18 protein-coding genes are annotated in these 17,872 nt (G+C 31.7%); 7 read left to right on the forward strand and 11 right to left on the reverse strand.

Annotation, left to right across the window (positions count from 1 at the left end; all coding sequences use genetic code 11):
- Window positions 1-3: 3 nt before the first annotated feature.
- Genes ACKTTR_RS07705 through ACKTTR_RS07745 form a run of 9 tightly spaced genes read right to left on the reverse strand, consistent with a single transcriptional unit; the run spans window position 4 to window position 8,563 of the window.
- The gene (locus tag ACKTTR_RS07705) at window positions 4-507 is read right to left on the reverse strand and encodes an OmpH family outer membrane protein (RefSeq protein WP_408027291.1); all 504 of its coding nucleotides are present in this window, start codon (window positions 505-507) and stop codon (window positions 4-6) included.
- Window positions 508-564: 57 nt separating this feature from the next.
- Window positions 565-1,473: a tRNA (adenosine(37)-N6)-dimethylallyltransferase MiaA gene (gene miaA / locus ACKTTR_RS07710; protein WP_408027292.1), complete on the reverse strand. Its 909-nt coding sequence runs from the start codon at window positions 1,471-1,473 to the stop codon at window positions 565-567.
- Window positions 1,474-2,289 carry an ion transporter gene (locus ACKTTR_RS07715; RefSeq protein WP_408027293.1) on the reverse strand — a complete coding sequence of 272 codons (816 nt, stop codon included), beginning with the start codon at window positions 2,287-2,289 and terminating at the stop codon, window positions 1,474-1,476.
- Window positions 2,290-2,321: 32 nt separating this feature from the next.
- A complete protein-coding gene (locus tag ACKTTR_RS07720; RefSeq protein WP_408027294.1) occupies window positions 2,322-3,419 on the reverse strand; it encodes an exonuclease domain-containing protein in 1,098 nt (365 codons plus the stop codon).
- A gap of 33 nt (window positions 3,420-3,452) precedes the next feature.
- The gene (locus tag ACKTTR_RS07725) at window positions 3,453-4,121 is read right to left on the reverse strand and encodes a YggS family pyridoxal phosphate-dependent enzyme (RefSeq protein WP_408027295.1); all 669 of its coding nucleotides are present in this window, start codon (window positions 4,119-4,121) and stop codon (window positions 3,453-3,455) included.
- Window positions 4,122-4,145: 24 nt separating this feature from the next.
- Window positions 4,146-5,384, reverse strand: a complete 1,239-nt coding sequence (locus ACKTTR_RS07730; RefSeq protein WP_408027296.1) for a DUF1015 domain-containing protein — start codon at window positions 5,382-5,384, stop codon at window positions 4,146-4,148.
- A gap of 3 nt (window positions 5,385-5,387) precedes the next feature.
- A complete protein-coding gene (locus ACKTTR_RS07735) occupies window positions 5,388-6,341 on the reverse strand; it encodes a D-2-hydroxyacid dehydrogenase (protein WP_408027297.1) in 954 nt (317 codons plus the stop codon).
- Window positions 6,342-6,384: 43 nt separating this feature from the next.
- A complete protein-coding gene (gene serC / locus ACKTTR_RS07740) occupies window positions 6,385-7,449 on the reverse strand; it encodes a 3-phosphoserine/phosphohydroxythreonine transaminase (protein ID WP_408027298.1) in 1,065 nt (354 codons plus the stop codon).
- Window positions 7,450-7,501: 52 nt separating this feature from the next.
- Entirely contained in the window at window positions 7,502-8,563 is a 1,062-nt protein-coding gene (locus tag ACKTTR_RS07745; RefSeq protein ID WP_408027299.1) for an acyl-CoA reductase, read from the reverse strand.
- 70 nt (window positions 8,564-8,633) lie between these two features.
- On the opposite strand from ACKTTR_RS07745, the gene ACKTTR_RS07750 reads away from it, so the two are divergent.
- Window positions 8,634-8,984 (forward strand): 4Fe-4S dicluster domain-containing protein, encoded by a 351-nt coding sequence (locus ACKTTR_RS07750; protein WP_099214435.1) that lies wholly within the window; start codon window positions 8,634-8,636, stop codon window positions 8,982-8,984.
- 82 nt (window positions 8,985-9,066) lie between these two features.
- Here the strand turns inward: ACKTTR_RS07750 and ACKTTR_RS07755 are convergent, their stop codons facing one another.
- The gene (locus tag ACKTTR_RS07755) at window positions 9,067-11,754 is read right to left on the reverse strand and encodes a TonB-dependent receptor (RefSeq protein WP_408027300.1); all 2,688 of its coding nucleotides are present in this window, start codon (window positions 11,752-11,754) and stop codon (window positions 9,067-9,069) included.
- 180 nt (window positions 11,755-11,934) lie between these two features.
- Between ACKTTR_RS07755 and ychF the strand changes: the two genes are divergently transcribed.
- Together ychF and ACKTTR_RS07765 are read left to right on the forward strand one after the other, a co-directional pair.
- A complete protein-coding gene (gene ychF, locus ACKTTR_RS07760) occupies window positions 11,935-13,026 on the forward strand; it encodes a redox-regulated ATPase YchF (protein WP_408027301.1) in 1,092 nt (363 codons plus the stop codon).
- Between the two features lie 79 nt (window positions 13,027-13,105).
- Entirely contained in the window at window positions 13,106-13,780 is a 675-nt protein-coding gene (locus tag ACKTTR_RS07765) for a DUF2461 domain-containing protein (RefSeq protein ID WP_408027302.1), read from the forward strand.
- Here the strand turns inward: ACKTTR_RS07765 and ACKTTR_RS07770 are convergent.
- Window positions 13,777-15,114: an MATE family efflux transporter gene (locus tag ACKTTR_RS07770; RefSeq protein WP_408027303.1), complete on the reverse strand. Its 1,338-nt coding sequence runs from the start codon at window positions 15,112-15,114 to the stop codon at window positions 13,777-13,779. The genes ACKTTR_RS07765 and ACKTTR_RS07770 overlap by 4 nt on opposite strands.
- Before the next feature lie 89 nt (window positions 15,115-15,203).
- On the opposite strand from ACKTTR_RS07770, the gene ACKTTR_RS07775 reads away from it, so the two are divergent.
- The 4 genes from ACKTTR_RS07775 to ACKTTR_RS07790 are packed head-to-tail and all read left to right on the forward strand — an operon-like array spanning window position 15,204 to window position 17,831.
- On the forward strand, window positions 15,204-15,590 hold the full coding sequence (locus ACKTTR_RS07775; RefSeq protein WP_121146808.1) for an acyl-CoA thioesterase: 387 nt from the start codon (window positions 15,204-15,206) through the stop codon (window positions 15,588-15,590).
- A 35-nt stretch (window positions 15,591-15,625) separates the two neighbouring features.
- Window positions 15,626-16,744: a DEAD/DEAH box helicase gene (locus tag ACKTTR_RS07780; protein WP_408027304.1), complete on the forward strand. Its 1,119-nt coding sequence runs from the start codon at window positions 15,626-15,628 to the stop codon at window positions 16,742-16,744.
- Window positions 16,745-17,365 carry a trimeric intracellular cation channel family protein gene (locus ACKTTR_RS07785; RefSeq protein WP_408027305.1) on the forward strand — a complete coding sequence of 207 codons (621 nt, stop codon included), beginning with the start codon at window positions 16,745-16,747 and terminating at the stop codon, window positions 17,363-17,365.
- Window positions 17,366-17,369: 4 nt separating this feature from the next.
- On the forward strand, window positions 17,370-17,831 hold the full coding sequence (locus ACKTTR_RS07790) for a MaoC family dehydratase (protein WP_408027306.1): 462 nt from the start codon (window positions 17,370-17,372) through the stop codon (window positions 17,829-17,831).
- Window positions 17,832-17,872 lie beyond the last annotated feature (41 nt).

The raw sequence follows: 17,872 nt of genomic DNA on the forward strand, positions 1-17,872 counted from the left end.
GATCTACTCTTTAATTCCTAATTTATCTAATACTAGTTTAGTGATATCAAAACGTTCATCGATATATCCAAATTCATTCCCAGTAGTAGTTAAAATTTGTGTATATCCATTTTCTTTAGCTACTTCAGTTATTACTTCACTTAGTTTTTTATATAAAGGGCGCAAGCTCTGCTCTTTTTGTATTTGCATCATAGCTGACCCGTTCTGACGAAATTTACCCATTTCTTGCTCAAGAGTTCTTAATTCTTGGAATCTAGTTTTCTTATCGTCTTCTGTCATTAGTTTTTCTTCTGCTTTAAAAGAATCTACTTTAGCTTTATATTCTGTAGCTTTTATTTGAAAACTAGAGTCTAGTTTTTTACCATAATTTTCTACTCGTTGTAAAACACCTTTCATTTGTGGCATTTTACTAATGATTAATTCACTGTTTACCGTTCCAACTTTGGTTTGAGCATTTGAAAATCCGATAAAAAATAAGGCTAGTATAAAAGTGATTTTTAGTTTCATGTATTTCTGTTTTTGACAAATATAAAAAAGTGATTTTTTTAGTGTTCTTAAAAAGCGTTAAAGTTTATTTTCAATAGTTTTTATGATATTTTGAACATCTTCTTGAAAATCAAACCATAAGATGTTTGAATCTTTACGGAACCATGTTCCTTGTCGTTTTGCAAACCTTCTAGAGTTTTTCTTAATTTCCTCAATAGCAAATTCTTTAGTAAAGTTACCTTCAAAATAATCGAATAATTCTCGGTACCCTACTGTTTGTAGTGCATTTAGACTTTTGTGTGGGTGTAGTTTTTTAGCTTCTTCCATTAAACCTTTTTCAATCATAATATCTACCCGACGATTAATACGATCGTACATGATTTCTCTATCTGCTTTTAAACCTATTTTTATAGATTGAAAATTACGTGGTGCTTTAGGTTTGTTTTTAAAAGAACTATATGTTTTTCCAGTACCTATACAAATTTCTAATGCACGGATTAGTCGATGTGGATTGTCTATAGCAATAGAATTGTAAGCTTCAATATCAAGCTCTCTTAATTGGTTTTGAAGGTGTACTATTCCTTTATTTTCTAATTCAGCGGTTAAATTGGTTCTTATTTTAGGGTCTACATCAGGAAAATAGTCTAATCCTTTTAAAACTGCGTCCACATATAAACCACTTCCACCTACCATTATTTGAACTGGATTTTTGATAAACAGTTCGTCTAGAGTTTTTAGTGCATCTTTTTCAAATTGCCCTACAGAATAATCTTCAAAAACACTTCTATTTTGAATAAAATGATGTGGAGCAGAAGCCAGTTCTTCAGAATCAGGAACAGCTGTTCCTATGGACATTTCTTTATAAAATTGACGAGAGTCACACGAAATTATATCACAATTAAAATGTTGTGCTAGTTTAATACTAAGTGCTGTTTTACCAATAGCCGTTGCACCAACAATCGTAATTAACGTATTTTTTTGTGACATTTAGTTCAGTTTTGTTCCGCAATGATAACAAAATTCTGCATCATCTTTGTGTCCATCATAGGAACAATTTGGGCAAGATTGGGTGTTTAGATGCACGTTCTTTTTAGTCATTTCAGAACTTACAATTCCAGTAGGTATTGCAATAATAGCGTAACCAATAATTACTGTAATACTCGCTATAAATTGCCCTAAAGCTGTTTGTGGAGCAATATCTCCATAACCAACGGTTGTAAGTGTTACTATTGACCAATAAATACTTCTAGGAATGCTTGTAAAGCCGTTTTCTGCCCCTTCAATAAAATACATTACGGATCCTAAAATGATACAGATAATTAACACAAAATAAAGAAATACTCCAATTTTAGCTTTACTAGCGTTTAACGCTTTTATTAATTGATTGGATTCCCCAATATATCTAGAGACTTTTAAAATTCTGAAGACTCTTAATAAACGTAATGCTCTTAAAGCTATTAAACTACTATGTGTACCAACAAAAAAGAATGTTAGGTACATAGGAATGGTAGATAGTAAATCTATAATACCATAAAAGCTGAAAATATATTTTGTGGGTTTTTTTATTGAAATAATTCTAAGAATATATTCAATAGAAAAAAAAATAGTAATAATCCATTCAGAGATGTATAAGAAGTCATGATGTTTATTATCAAAACTCTCAACACTTTCAAGCATAACCAATATAATACTTGCCAAAATTGCAAATAATAAGACTATATCAAATAACCTACCAGCAGGGGTGTCTGCTTCATAGATTACTTCATGTAATTTTTCTCTCCAATTAAGTGTTTTATTATCCAAAAGATCAGGTTTTTGAATGCTTTATAGCAATATTACAAATTATTTTCAACTTGTAATCGTACTATTTTAGACACTTTATTTTTTAGTAAGTAATTTTTAATTATTGTTTTAGCTAGCTCTTTGTGTTCAATAGGAGTGAGCATTGACTTTAGAATAGACAACTGGTTTTCTTGAAATGCAAGATTGGTATATGTATATCCTATAACTTCGTTTTTTTCAATTAAAATTACAGCGTGTTCTTCTGGAGTTCTACCTTTATCAACAATAAGCATATGATCATGATTAAAGCTTTTGTCTGTAATTTTTCTTTTTCTAATAATATTGTACTTAGGTTTTAGTTTTTCAAGCTCTAAATGGTATTTTAAGCGTGTAAAAAGCATATTTCCTGTTTCTTCATAAGAAACCCTAGTAACTCTTTTTATTACTTTTAAAGCTTTTCTAGTTTCTTTTAAAAAAAGTTTATTTGTTTCTTGCTTTATATTTTTACCTCTACCTACAAAAATGATTGTTCCTTCATGATTATGGACATAAAAAATACCTTCTTTTTCAGGCAAACTATCTAATATTCTTTGAATACGAAACTTTTCATGCCTGTTGTCAAAATACTTTATAGATTGTTGAATAATACCTTTCTCAACATCTTTATCTATCAATAGCTTAAATAATTGTACAGTGGCTAATGCGTCACCTGTAGCCCTATGACGATCAGACATAGGAATTCCTAAAAATTTACATAGTTTTCCCAGACTATGAGATGGAGATTCAGGGATAAGTTTTTTACTTAAAGTTACTGTACAAAGTGTATTACGTTTGTATTTATAACCTAATCGGTCAAATTCGGTACGAAGAATGCGATAATCAAAATTAGCGTTGTGAGCTACAATGAAGCAATCTTGAGTTATTTCAACAATTCTTTTCGCTACTTCATAAAACTTAGGTGCATTTCGCAGCATTTTGTTATTAATACCAGTAAGTTTTACAACAAACTCCTGAATTTCTCTTTCTGGATTTACTAAACTAATGAATTGATCTACAATTTGATGTCCGTCATATTTATAGATGGCAATTTCTGTAATTCCTTCTTCGTTATATTTTCCTCCAGTAGTTTCAATGTCTAAAATAGCGTACAAATCTCTCCCTTTTTTAAGCTGGTCTATGTAAATCTAAGCAATATAATTTCTAACTCCAAAAATAGAGCTTCCTATTCGTACCATGGTACTGCCATTTTTTATGGCTAATTCATAATCACCACTCATTCCCATAGATAGTGTTTCTAAATTAGGATAGCTTTCTTTATTCTTATTAAAGAAATTAGCTAGTGATGAAAATTCCTCTTGTAATTGCTCTTGGTTATCTGTAAAAGTTGCCATCCCCATTAAACCTACAATTTTTATATTTTCAAGTTCTTTTAATTCTTCTGAAGCTAAAATATTTTCAATATCTTCAAAAGGTAGTCCAAATTTGGTGTCTTCTTTGGCTATCCTAGCTTGTAACAAACAGTTGATAGCTCTATTATGCTTTTTAGCCTGTTTGTTTATTTCTTTTAATGTTTTAAAACTATCTACACCATGAATTAAATCAACAAAATGAGCCATGTATTTTACCTTATTACGTTGTAAATGACCAATCATATGCCATTTTATGTCTTTAGGTAATTCATCATACTTAGCTACCATTTCTTGTATTTTATTCTCCCCAAATACTCGCTGACCAGCATCGTAAGCTTCTTGTAGGTCGGCAATAGGTTTGGTTTTAGAGACTGCAACTAACGTTACATTTTCTGGCAGTGTTGATTTTATTTTTTGAAGATTTTCTTTAATTCCTGTAATCATAATAATTGTTTATCAGACCTTACACTAAAACTCGTAAATAGTTAAAGCACTTCTTAATTTAGGTTCTATGTAGGTTGTTTTCGGTGGCATCATTAAACCAGCATCAACAATAGTTTTTAGTTCTTGAATATTAGTAGGTAACATTCCAAAAGAAACTTTAAACTCACCATTGTCAACCTTTGTTTTTAGTTCCAACCCATCAGATTTATCTTGAGAATATACAATTTTAGAAGCGTTTCTTATATCATCAATTCCTAAAATAGGTTCTAAAACGGTTGTGTATAAAATATAGGCATCTAATTCACTTAAACAATCAGTAAACTCATAAGCTGATTTACGTAAATATAAAGCATAAAACTCACCGTTTAAATACATACTAAAATGGTGCTTTTCTTTAGGTCTATACAATTCTTGTCCACGATTCTCAATTCTGAAATGAGTATCTAATTCTATTAAAAGTTCCTCTGGAGTTAATCCGTTTAAATCTCTTATAAATCTATTGAATTCATAAATTTTTACCTGACTCTCAGGTAATAAGTAACTCATGAAAAAATTATAGTCTTCTTTTCCTGTATGCTTTGGATTATTCTCTGCTAAATTTTGTGCCAATAAGCATGAAGATGTTGAACGATGATGTCCATCAGCAATATATAAAGTATTAACGTCTTTAAAAGCTTTTGCTATTTGCTCTACATCCTTCTTATCGTTTATAATCCATAAAAAATGTAAATCCCTATCAGATGTAGAAAACTCGTATTCGGCTCTTTCTTTCTGATACTTTTTTACAATAGTATTAATTACATCATTATCAGGGTAGGTGAGTAGTACTGGTTCTGCATTAAAACCTGTATTTTTTAAGTAATTTTCAAATAGTAATTCACGCTCCTTTAAAGTGTCTTCGTGCTTTTTTATTACTTCATTATGATAATCTTCTACAGAAGTGGCTGCAATAATTCCACAGAAATTATCATTTGGAGTTGTTTTTTGATATACGTAATAGGCAGGAGCCTCATCTTGTTTAAAGACTTCATTTTCTTTAAATTCTAAATAACGATTGTGTACCAATTTAAAGCGTTGTTCTCCTGTTACATCTTGTTTATGATATTTATACCCAGGATTAATTACATGCAAAAAAGTATACGGATTAAAATCAAGTTTAGCTCCGATTTCCGCAGGAGTATAAATTTCATAAGATTTAGAAGATACTAAAGCAACTTTATCTCTGGTGGCTCTAACAGCTTTAAATGGTTTTACAATTGCCATAGATTATTCGCTTAGAAATTCAATGATTTTATTAGCAAGCTCAATACCAGCTCTATCTTGTGCTTCAATAGTTGAAGCTCCAATATGAGGGGTCATCGATATTTCAGGGTTCATTAATAGTTGAATTTCAGGTCTTGGTTGGCTTTCAAAAACGTCCAATCCTGCATATTTAACCTTTCCACTTTCAATAGCCTTAACTAAATCAACCTCATTTAGAACACCTCCATGAGAAGTGTTTATAATTCCTACACCATTTTTCATTTTATCAAACAAAGAAGTTTCTATAACATACCCTTCTTGAGCAGGAAGATGTAGTGTAATAAAGTCTGATTTTGATAATAAATTATCTATAGTTTCTGTTTCAATAAAGAAATCTACCGATTGACCATCAAAAAAAGGAATAGTGATGGTTGCATTGTCTATTTCTACATCAGTAGCTATCACTTCCATACCTAAAGCTAGCGCAGTTTTAGCTACTTCTTGTCCTACGGTATCAAACCCAATAATTCCTAATGTTTTACCCCTTAGCTCAGTTCCTTGCGAGTATTGCTTTTTTAAGGCGTTAAAGCGCATATCTCCTTCTAAAGGCATTTCTCGATTTGACTGATGTAAAAAACGAACCATTCCGAATAAATGAGCAAATACCAATTCAGCAATTGAAGTTGCCGAAGCATCTTCACTATTCACAACATGAACTCCATTATCAATAGCATAATCAACATCAATGTTGTCCATTTCGGTTCCTAAGCAAGCAATAAGTTTAATACTTGGACAAGCATCTATCAACTCTTGTCGTACTTGTGTAGTATTACCTACTGTAATAGCATCAATAGCATGATCGTTTATATAATTTTCTAGCTGCTCTTGTGCAACTTTTGTATTTATAACTTCAAAACCTTTGTTTTCTAAAGCTTGTATTCCACTAGCGGAAATTCCATCATTCACTAATATCTTCATCGTTCTTTATATTAAAATGTCATTGTAAAAAATGACGTTGTATCTAACTTATTCTTTCTAACTCTTGCATTACATCTACTAAAGTCTGTACGCTATATAGAGGCAAAGCGTTATACATACTTGCACGATAACCACCAACACTTCTATGGCCGCTTAATCCATTAATATTGGCCTCTTGCCACATTTGATCAAACTTAGTTTGTAAATTTTGATCAACTAGGTTAAAAGTTGCATTCATATGGCTGCGATCTTCTATAGCAGCGACCCCTTTAAATAAAGGATTTCTGTCTATTTCACTGTATAATAGTGCTGATTTTTTCTCATTCACTTTTTCAATGAATTCGATACCACCTAAGTCTTTCAACCACTCTAATGTTAACATTGAAGTATATACTGCAAATACAGGTGGTGTATTAAACATACTTTCTTTGTTAATAAATACTTGGTAATTTAACATTGAAGGAATTTGGCGCTCAACTTTACCTAAAACATCTTCTTTAACCACAACAAGCGTAGTACCGGCTGGTCCCATGTTTTTTTGAGCTCCTGCGTAAATCAAATCAAATTTTGAAAAATCCAGTTGACGAGAAAAAATATCAGAACTCATATCACATACCATAGGAACTGAAGTTTCAGGAAAACTTTTCATTTGCGTTCCATAAATGGTATTATTACTGGTACAATGGAAATAATCTACATCTGTAGGAATTTCATATGTTTTGGGAATATAATTGAAGTTCTTATCTTTTGAAGAAGCGACTTCTACTAATTCGCCAAATAATTTAGCTTCTTTTATAGCTTTATCACTCCAAGTTCCTGTATTTAAATAAGCTGCTTTTTTATTTAATAAGTTATAAGCAACCATTAAAAACTGCATACTGGCTCCACCTTGTAAAAACAATGCTTTGTAGCCTTTATTTTCAAGTCCTAATAATTCTAATGCTAAACTTCTCGCTTTTTCAATTACATCTACAAAAGGTTGACTTCTGTGTGATATTTCTATTAAAGATAAGTTGTCATTATTAAAATCAATGACTGCTTCTGATGCTTTTTTGAGCACTTCTTCAGGTAAAATACAAGGGCCTGCACTAAAGTTATGTTTTTTCATTTGTGTTGTTGTGTTTTGTTACACAAAGGTGCAAATTTATATAGAGACTCTTTTAAATTTTAGATAAAAAATCTAGTGTATTTACACCATCGGCGTAGTCCCATAACTTTGGGTGTTGTGTCTGTCCGAATGCTACTTCATTTTCAATAAAATTATTGGCCACTATACACTGAATTTGCTCTCTATCTTCCCACAGTTTAATTTTTAAATCATCAGTATTGTCATAATACTCATAAAAAACAGAAGCGATAGGAGAGGCGTAGCTTTTATCTTCTTTAATCATTAAAAAGCCATTTTCTAAAATATCAAATTCACTCATTAAATACACTGCTTTGTTGTAATCGTAATTATTAGCGTACTTAACATTGTTAATGATTTCATGTTGTTGATACATTCCATTAAAAAAAGCATCAAAATTGTAATCTTTAGGAATAAAAACTTTAGAAACTGAGCGACAGCCTAAACCGAAATAGCGAAAAACATCTTCACTTAAGTTTTGTAATTGTTCTTCCGACTCGTTTCCTGTTAATACAGCAACAGAATTCCTGCTTTTTCGAATGATACTTGGTTTATTTTTAAAATAATATTCAAAATAACGTGCTGTATTGTTACTACCAGTAGCTATAACCGCATCAAATCCTGTTAGTTTTTCTTCAGTAAACGTGATTTTTCCTTTTAGTTCAGGTTCAACATATTCTAAATATTTTGCTAAAAAAGGAAGTAAATGTTTATCGTTAGACGATTGCTTAACTAATACTGAGTGCCCAGAAACGAGAACTGATAAAAAGTCATGAAAGCCTACTAAAGGAATGTTTCCAGCCATAATAACAGCAACTAATTTAGATTCGTTGTTACCTAAATCTTCGCTAGCTATCCATTTAGTTAAGTTTTCTGAAGTAAGTGCTTTTGCCCAATTTTCTATAGAGAATAATATGTTTTCTCTGGTAAACCAGGTGTTATTTTCTCCTGCTATTTTTAATTGATGTTTAAATCCATCAAAAAATAACTCATTGTGTTCTATACGTTCTTTTTTCTCTATTTTTTCTTGAGAAAATTGACTTAAAAATTCTCCTAGTTTATGAAAAGCGTTAATTCTACTTTTTATACTATCCATTTATTTGGTTCTAAATTAAATTGGAACTATTTTTGCGAATGCAAAGTTACAAAACTGAAAGAGATTAATTATGGCAATTATAATAACTGATGAATGTATAAACTGCGGGGCTTGCGAACCTGAATGTCCTAATACAGCAATTTATGAAGGTGCAGATGACTGGAAATATGCTGATGGAACTGATTTAACAGGTAATATCGTTTTACCAAATGGTAAATCTGCCAATGCAGACGAAGATCAAGAGCCAATTTCAGATGAAATTTATTACATTGTTGTAGATAAATGTACAGAATGTAAAGGTTTTCATGAAGAGCCACAATGTGCTGCTGTTTGTCCTGTTGATTGTTGTGTTCCTGATGAAGATAATGTAGAAACAGAAGAGGAGTTATTGGCAAAACAACGTTTTATGCATAACGAATAATCTAAGAGGTTAGACTTTTAGAATTAAGATAAAAACAAAAATCCCGAGAATATTCTCGGGATTTTTTTATGCAATCTCTTTTTTAAAGTTTAAAACCTAATCTAGTAAAGAAATAAGCACCGTCTGATCCCATTTGCACAGAATCAGCTAACCCACCTTGATCAGTCCATCCATCAAATTGTGGAGTAGGGTACACGTTAAAAATGTTATTTCCTCCAATTGTAAACGTAATTTTATCGGTAAAAGCATAGCTTAAACTTAAATCAGTTGTTATTTTTCTATCATAAACATCAGTAGCAACAGCATATAAAGCATCTGCTTCTGCTTGTGTAGTTGCAGGTGAGTCTACCCATTGAAAATCTTGTAATTGAACTTCACTAAATTTAGTTAGGTTTAAAGATACATCAAACTTCTTGTATCCATATCCAAGGTTTAAACCGAATTTGTGATCTGGAGCTGCTGCTTTTAAATAAGCTTCAGAGAAAGGGCTAAAGAAAGTAAACCTGTTTAAGTTACCATTCTTTATTTTTTCAATTTCAGTATCGTTAAAGTTTCCTACTAAACCTATATCAATTCTATGGTCTTCAAAAGATTTTTTATAGTTTAGAACAATATCTAATCCTTGAGTTTTGGTGTCAACACCATTGGCAAAGAATTGTGCTGCATCAACTCCTAAATTCAACCCTGAAGCATCAAAATTATCTGTTAAAATGATACGATCATCAACAGTAATAGAATACGCATCAATGGTTGCTGTGAATCCACCAATTTTATAGGTAAACCCTAAGCTTGCATTGAATGCTGTTTCTTCTTTTAATTGCTCTATTCCGAAAGCTCTAGTTACTGTACTGTTATTTGCAGATAATAATGAAGGTAAAGACTCCCCATTAACAATATTGGTAAATTTTAGATTATAATATAATTGAGCTAAAGATGGCGCTCTAAATCCAGAAGAAATAGACCCTCTCAAGGTTAAATTATCACTAGCTTTAAATCTTGAAGCTAACTTAAAGTTAAATGTACTACCAAAGTCACTGTAATCTTCAAAACGAACGGCTGCTCCTACTAAGAATTTTTCTGTAAAGTTAAATTCAGAATCAAAATAGATACCTACATTACTTCTTGAACGGTCAACTTCATTGTCAGGTCCATATCCAGGAAACCCTTGAGAACCTCCAGGTAATTCATCTCCATTACTATCAACAGCTACAGGTTGAACAGCAGGATTTGTCATTAAAACACCGTTATCATCATATAGTCCATAAGAAGCTTCTTCACCAGCAAAAATGATAAAGTTCTCTGTTCTATACTCTAAACCAAAGGCTAAGTTAACTCCACTCATTAAATCTTCTAAGTACTTATTAAAATCTAATCCAGTAGTGTTTTGTGATAAACTATGACCTCCTGCATTAAAATCGATAGGAGAGGCATCTTTTAAAGAGGCGTTGTTTGAATCTTTTATAAAATAATGGAATTTGTTTTCTCCATAAGTATTATTGAAGTCAATCTCCCAACCATTTTCTAATTTATGTTTAATTCCTGTCGACACAGAAATATCAGTAATATTCGAGGTAATTCTTGGAGTAAATCCATTAGGGTGTATACTAGGAACACTTCTATTATCACCTTCATCAAAACTATCTCTTGAAAAAGCATAAGCATCAGTGTCTCTATAATTTCTACCTCCAAAAGCATAAACTTCTGTGTTGTCATTAATAGGTAAACTAGCATTTACCATAAAATTGAATCCATCTATAGCAGCACTACCATATCCTTTTCGCCAAGAAAAACCTGGTCTTAACGTTCTTTCTTTAGATAATAATTCAGTAGTAAAGTTTACAAAACCTCCTTTATCATTTAATTTTGCTCCGTAGTTTAAATCTAGTTTAAAAGTTCCTCCATCAAAACTTTTGTCTTCTCCATCTAATCTATTCTTTCCTTCTACATTGTATAAAGTTTCTCCTGTTGCTTCTGCCCATCCACTTCCTATAGCAGTACTATAAGCTCCATAGCCAACACTTCCAGAAACACCATCGGTATTATCTTTTAAAACAATATTGATAACCCCAGCAATAGCGTCAGAACCGTACTGCGCTGAAGCTCCATCTCTTAGGACCTCAATTCTTTTAATAGCAGCTGAAGGAATTGCATTTAAATCAGTTCCTGAATTTCCACGTCCACGTGTTCCAAAAATATTAACAAGTGATGATTGATGACGTCTTTTACCGTTAATAAGTACCAAAGTTTGGTCTGGACCTAAACCTCGTAAAGAAGCTGGTACTATATGGTCGGCACCATCAGATCCTGATTGCTTAGTAGCATTAAACGATGGGGCTGCGTACTGTAATATATCATTTACTTCTACTTTACCATTTTTAGTTGCTAAATCTCCTACATCAATTATATCAACAGGTACTGGTGTGTCGATAGCAGTTCTTTTAGGATTTCTAGACCCTACGATAACAACTTCATCTAATTCTAAACCTTCTTTTAAAACAATATTAAAATTAGTTTTTCCATTGATAGGTATTTCCTGTGTTTCAAAGCCTGAAAAACTAACGATTAAAGTTCCATCAGTATTAACATTAAGTGAAAACTCTCCGTTAAAATCTGTAGAAGTTCCGTTAGAAGTTCCTTTCTCTACAATATTAGCTCCTGGTAAAGGTTCATTATTAATGTCTTTAACTGTTCCTTTAATTAATGTTTGAGCATTTAACAAGTAAAGCCCACCAAAAAATAGGTAAATAATAAGAAGGGTCTGTTTTTTCATTTAAAAAATATTTTTTTGTTAATTTCCTAAAAGTAATAAAAATTCAAGTTAAATCTTAAAAAAATGTTAAAAACATAAAGTTGTTAGCTGAAAACTAACTTAAATGAATATTAAATAAATAGAAATTTTAGAAAGCAAAGCACTATATTTGCACTCGCAAAATTTCAATAAAACAATAGAATGAAAGCTGGAATTGTAGGATTACCAAACGTAGGGAAATCAACCTTATTTAACTGTTTATCTAACGCAAAAGCGCAGAGTGCAAACTTTCCGTTTTGTACCATTGAACCTAATTTAGGAGTAGTAAACGTACCTGATACTCGTTTAGAAAAGCTAGAAGAACTAGTGAATCCTGAAAGAGTTTTACCTGCAACTGTAGAGATTGTAGATATTGCTGGTTTAGTAAAAGGAGCTAGTAAAGGAGAAGGTTTAGGTAACCAGTTTTTGGCTAATATTCGTGAAACAGATGCTATCTTACATGTATTACGTTGTTTTGATAATGATAATATTGTACATGTAGACGGTTCAGTAGATCCTATTCGTGATAAGGAAACTATTGATATTGAGCTTCAGTTAAAAGATTTAGAGACTGTTCAAAAACGTTTAGAGCGTGTAAAAAGAACTGCTAAAACAGGTAATAAAGAAGCACAGGTAGAATTAGAAATTTTATTGAAAGTAGAAACTACTTTGTTAGAAGGAAAATCTGTTCGTTCTATTGAGTTTACAGAAAAAGAAGAGGAATTTGTAAAACCACTACAATTCATTACTGCAAAACCAGTTTTATACGTGTGTAATGTTGATGAAGGTTCAGCTGTTTCAGGAAATGCATATGTCGATAAAGTTAAGGAAGCTGTGTCACACGAAAATGCTGAAGTTATTGTTTTAGCAGTAGGTACGGAAGCAGATATTACAGAATTAGATGATTACGAAGAACGTCAAATGTTCTTAGCTGATATCGGATTAGAAGAAGCAGGAGTTTCTCGCTTAGTTCGTTCGGCTTATAAATTATTAAACTTACAAACTTATTTCACTGCAGGTGTAAAAGAAGTAAGAGCTTGGACTATTCCTGTAGGAGCAACTGCACCACAAGCGGCAGGAGTTATTCATACAGACTTTGAAAAAGGGTTTATCCGTGCTGAAACTATTAGTTATGATGATTATGTATCATTCGGTAGCGAAGCTAAGGTGAAAGAAGCAGGTAAAATGAGAGTAGAAGGAAAGGAGTATATTGTTAAAGATGGTGATATTATGCACTTTAGATTTAACGTGTAATCTTTCGAAAAATAAAGCAAAAACTCCACTAATTTTTAGTGGAGTTTTTTTGTACCTTAGAATTTCAAATTCGCTTACTATGCAACTAGAAAAACAAACATTTCAGTTTTTAAAAGACTTAAAAGAAAATAATAATAGAGAATGGTTTACAGAGTTTAAACCACGTTTTATTGAAGCTCAAAATAATGCGAAAGCTATTTATAAGAAGATTGAAGAAAACTTAAATAAACATGATGAGATTGATAAGTTTAAGTTGTTTAGAATTTACAGAGATGTGCGTTTTTCAAAAGATAAAACGCCTTATAAAACACATTTTGGAGGTTCTTTTCATAGAAAAAAACCAGAATTAAGAGGTGGGTACTATTTGCATATTTCTCCTGGAGATAGTTTTGTCGCTGGTGGATTCTGGGAGCCAAATAAAGAAGATCTTTTACGTATTCGAAAAGAATTTGAGGTAGACGCTTCTGAAATTAGAGAAATTTTAAAAGAAAAAAATTACACACAACATTTTGGTGGTAAGCTAGAAGGAGACGAACTTAAAACTGCTCCTAAAGGATTTGATAAGGAACATCCAGATATCGATTTGATTCGTAAAAAAGGATATATAGCTATTCAACGTTTTACTGATAAAGAAGTGTTAGCTCCTGATTTTTTAACAAAGGTAGATGACGCTTTTAAAGCTTTACGTCCGTTTTTTAATTATATGAGCGATGTGCTAACTACGAATTTGAATGGAGAAAGTATTTTAGATTAATTTAGGTTCAATCTAACTTCTCTTTTCAAATAAGCATAGGTAAGCGCAGTAGATAAAACATCTGCTATAGGAAAAGACATCCAAACACCATTTACGCCATAAAATTTAGGAAGTATATACACTAAAGGAATTAAAAAGAACCCTTGTTTTAAGAGTGTTAACAATAGTGCAGGCAACGCTTTACCTGCTGCTTGAAAATAGGCAGATCCAATTAATTGAGTAGTAATTACAGGAGTTGCCAAGAAAGCTACAATTAATGCATCAGGAGTGAGTTTTAATAACTTTTCATCTTCTGTAAAAACACCAACTAATTCAGTTGGAAATAGCATGATCATTATAAAAATTAAAACAGCGATACCTGTACCAAAAAGGATGGATGTTTTTATAGTTTCTTTTACTCTTTCAATATTGTTGGCTCCATAATTGTATCCTGCAATAGGTAAAAAACCTTGTGTTACTCCTAAAACAGGAAATAATGCAAATAACATAACCCTGTTTATAATACCATAAATAGCAATTGAAATTTCACCTCCATATTTAAAAAGAGAATAGTTTAAAACAATAGTCAAAATACTTATCGTTCCTTGCCTAACTACAGTTACTCCTCCTAGAGAAATAATCTCTTTTACAATAGAAAAGTTAAGCTTAAAATACTTCGGGATTATTTTTAATTCAGTTCTTTTTGAAATAAAAAACCATAAAATGAATAATCCGCTTACAGCATATGAAATAGAGGTTGCTAAACCAGCACCATACATTCCTAAGTTCATAAACTTAATGAAAATGACATCTAAGAAAATATTAGCAATTGCAGGAAATAACATGGTTAGCATCGCATAATTAGGCTTTCCAACAGCTCTAACAACTGGATTCCCCATCATAGCAAAAGCCAAAAACGGAACACCCCAAACAATTACATCAAAGTACTCAGTTGCAGGTGTAATAATATCACCATTTGCCCCAAAAAGCTGTAAAATAGGAGTGCTGAAAAATGTTCCTACAAGTACAAATAAAACAGATAATACTATAGTTAATGAAATTTGATTTCCAAAAACCTCAAATGCTTTGTCATCTTTGTTAGCTCCTAAGGCTCTAGAGATTATAGAACTCCCTCCAATTCCAACTCCCATACCTATTGATGATATTAAAAAAGCTATGGGTAATACTACAGTAATTGCTGCGATAGCAAGTACGCCAATCCATCTCCCAACAAAAATGGTATCAACAATCATATTAATCGACATTACTAAAATTCCAATAGAAGCAGGAATAGCTTGTTTTAAAATAAGTTGACTTATACTTTTTGTACCTAAGTCGTTGGCGATTTTATTCATGCTGACTAAATTAACACGAATTATCCATCCAAAAGAAAAACAGCGTTAGATTTAAGTAATAATTAACATCAATCCTGTAAGTTTGTCTTATGAATTTATTTGAACAAAAGCATATCGTAACTCCAGAAGAAATAGATGAATATAATCATGTAAACAATGTAGTATATGTACAATGGATGCAAAACATTTCAGATGCTCATTGGAAAGAGCTTTCTAAAAATGTTAAGAACATCGATTACGTGTGGTTTGTTATTAGACATGAAGTTGATTATAAAAATCAAGCCGTATTAGGAGACGAAGTAACACTTAGAACCTGGGTTGGAAAAACAGAAGGGATAAGATCGGTACGTCACTTTGAAATGTATAGAGGAGAAACTTTATTAGTAAAATCTCAAACTACTTTTTGTTTGTTAGATGCTAACACCAAAAAGCCTAAAAGAATTACGAAAGAAGTAACAAACTTATTGTTACCGTAAAAGAAACAATATCTTTGCACTTATAAATTTATAGAATGACAACATTTGCCGCATTAGGAGTACGAAAAGAATATGTTAAGGGATTGAAAGAGTTAGGAATAACAACTCCTACTGAAGTACAAAAGGAAGCTATACCTTATTTACTTGAAAATAATTCAGATTTTATTGGGTTAGCACAAACAGGAACAGGTAAAACAGCCGCTTATGGTTTACCTATTTTGCATAAAATAGATGCTTCAAAAGACAATGTACAAGCATTAATTTTATCACCTACGAGAGAACTGGTACAACAGATAAAGAAGCAACTATTTAAGTTTACGAAATATGTGGATGATAAAATTTTTGTAGAAGCTGTTTATGGTGGAGAAAAGATTGAACGTCAAATTAATAGTTTAAAAAGAACTACACATGTTATTGTAGCAACTCCAGGGCGTTTAATTGATTTAATAGAAAGAGGAGAGGTAGACTTAAAAAATATTAAAACCTTAGTACTTGATGAGGCAGATGAAATGCTTAGTATGGGGTTTAAATTAGAGTTAAACCGTATTTTAAAATATACTTCTGGTACTCGTAAAACATGGTTGTTTTCGGCAACAATGCCAGATGAAATTCGAAGTATTATAAAGAAATACATGAACGCTTCAGCAAAACAAGTTGAAGTAAACAAAAATGTATTGGTGAATGCTAACATTACGCATCAGTTTGTAACAACTACGATTCCTGAAAAAACGGATATAATTATAAAGTTTTTAGAAAAAAGGCATGCTGAAAGAGGTATAGTTTTTTCAAGAACCAAAGCAGGAGCTCAAAAACTAACTAAAGAGTTAAAAGAAGAAGGTTTTTCGGTAGAAGCTTTAGAAGGAGATATGCAGCAAAAAGAGCGTGATAAAGTAATGCGTGCTTTTAAAAATGGAAACCTTCAAGTGTTGGTGTCAACAGATGTTTCAGCTAGGGGAATAGATGTTCAAAACTTAGCTTTTGTTATTCATCATCAATTACCAGAGCAATTGGAATATTATACACACCGAAGCGGTAGAACAGCAAGAGCAGGAAAAAGGGGAGTTTCATTAGCATTAATTCTTCAAAATGAAAGAAGTCGTTTAGCTGAAGTTGAAAGAACATTACAAATACAATTTTCTGAAATATCAATATAAATGGATGTAATTTACGCCATAGACATTGCAGGAACCTTCGCTTTTGCCATTAGTGGTGCGTTAGTAGCGATTAGAAAAAAGTTTGATGTTTTTGGAGTCATTATAATAGCTTTTGTGACTGCTGTAGGAGGTGGAATGACAAGAGATGTACTTATTAACGCACACCCTATAAACTGGATTGGAGATATTAACTATATCTGGACAATTTTAATAGCTGTTGCAGCAACTTTCTTATTTCGAAGTAAAATAGCACCATTAAGAAAAACCATGTTTCTATTTGATACCATTGGTATAAGCGTATTTACATTATTAGGCGTTCAAAAAGGACTCAATTTTAATTTGCATCCGTTTGTAGCTTTGGTTATGGGAATGTCATCTGCCGTAATGGGAGGAGTAATTAGAGATGTACTAACAAACGAAATTCCGTTAATTTTTCATAGAGAAATATATGCATCTGCATGCTTAGCTGGTGGAATTGTATATTTGTTATTATATCCTTTAGAAATGAATGAAGATTTGCTATTTGTTATTTCTGCAGGTATAATTGTTATTGTAAGAACAATTGCTGTACAATATAAATTGGAACTTCCTCGTATAAAAAAAGATGTATTTGGTAAATAAAAACATGAAAAAATTAGTTTTTGAAAATTTAGAAGAACTTTCTAGTATAGAGGGAAAACAATTACCAATAGGAGAGTGGTATACTGTAACTCAACAAATGATTAATGATTTTGCAAATGCTACATTAGATAAGCAGTGGATTCATATAGATGAAGAAAAAGCAGCTAAATATTCTCCAACAAAAACAACAATAGCACACGGATTTATGTCTGTTTCTATGTTGTCGGAACTAATTTCCAAACAATTTGAAGTAAAAAGTGTAACTATGGGATTAAATTACGGATTGAATAAAGTTCGTTTTCCAAGCCCTGTACCTGTGAATAGTGAATTACGTTTAATTAGTTCTGCTAAGCTAATAGAAGACTTTCAAAATGGTAAAAAGCTAACTTTTGATTGTACGATAGAAATAAAAGGACAAGAAAAACCAGCCTGTGTAGCCGAATTTATTTTTGTTCTATTTGAATAAAACAAAGCTGTCTTGAAAAAGACAGCTTTTAAACTATTGTA

It is taken from the genome of Tenacibaculum litoreum (assembly GCF_964513915.1).
In the GTDB taxonomy this organism is placed as follows: Bacteria; Bacteroidota; Bacteroidia; order Flavobacteriales; family Flavobacteriaceae; genus Polaribacter; species Polaribacter litoreum.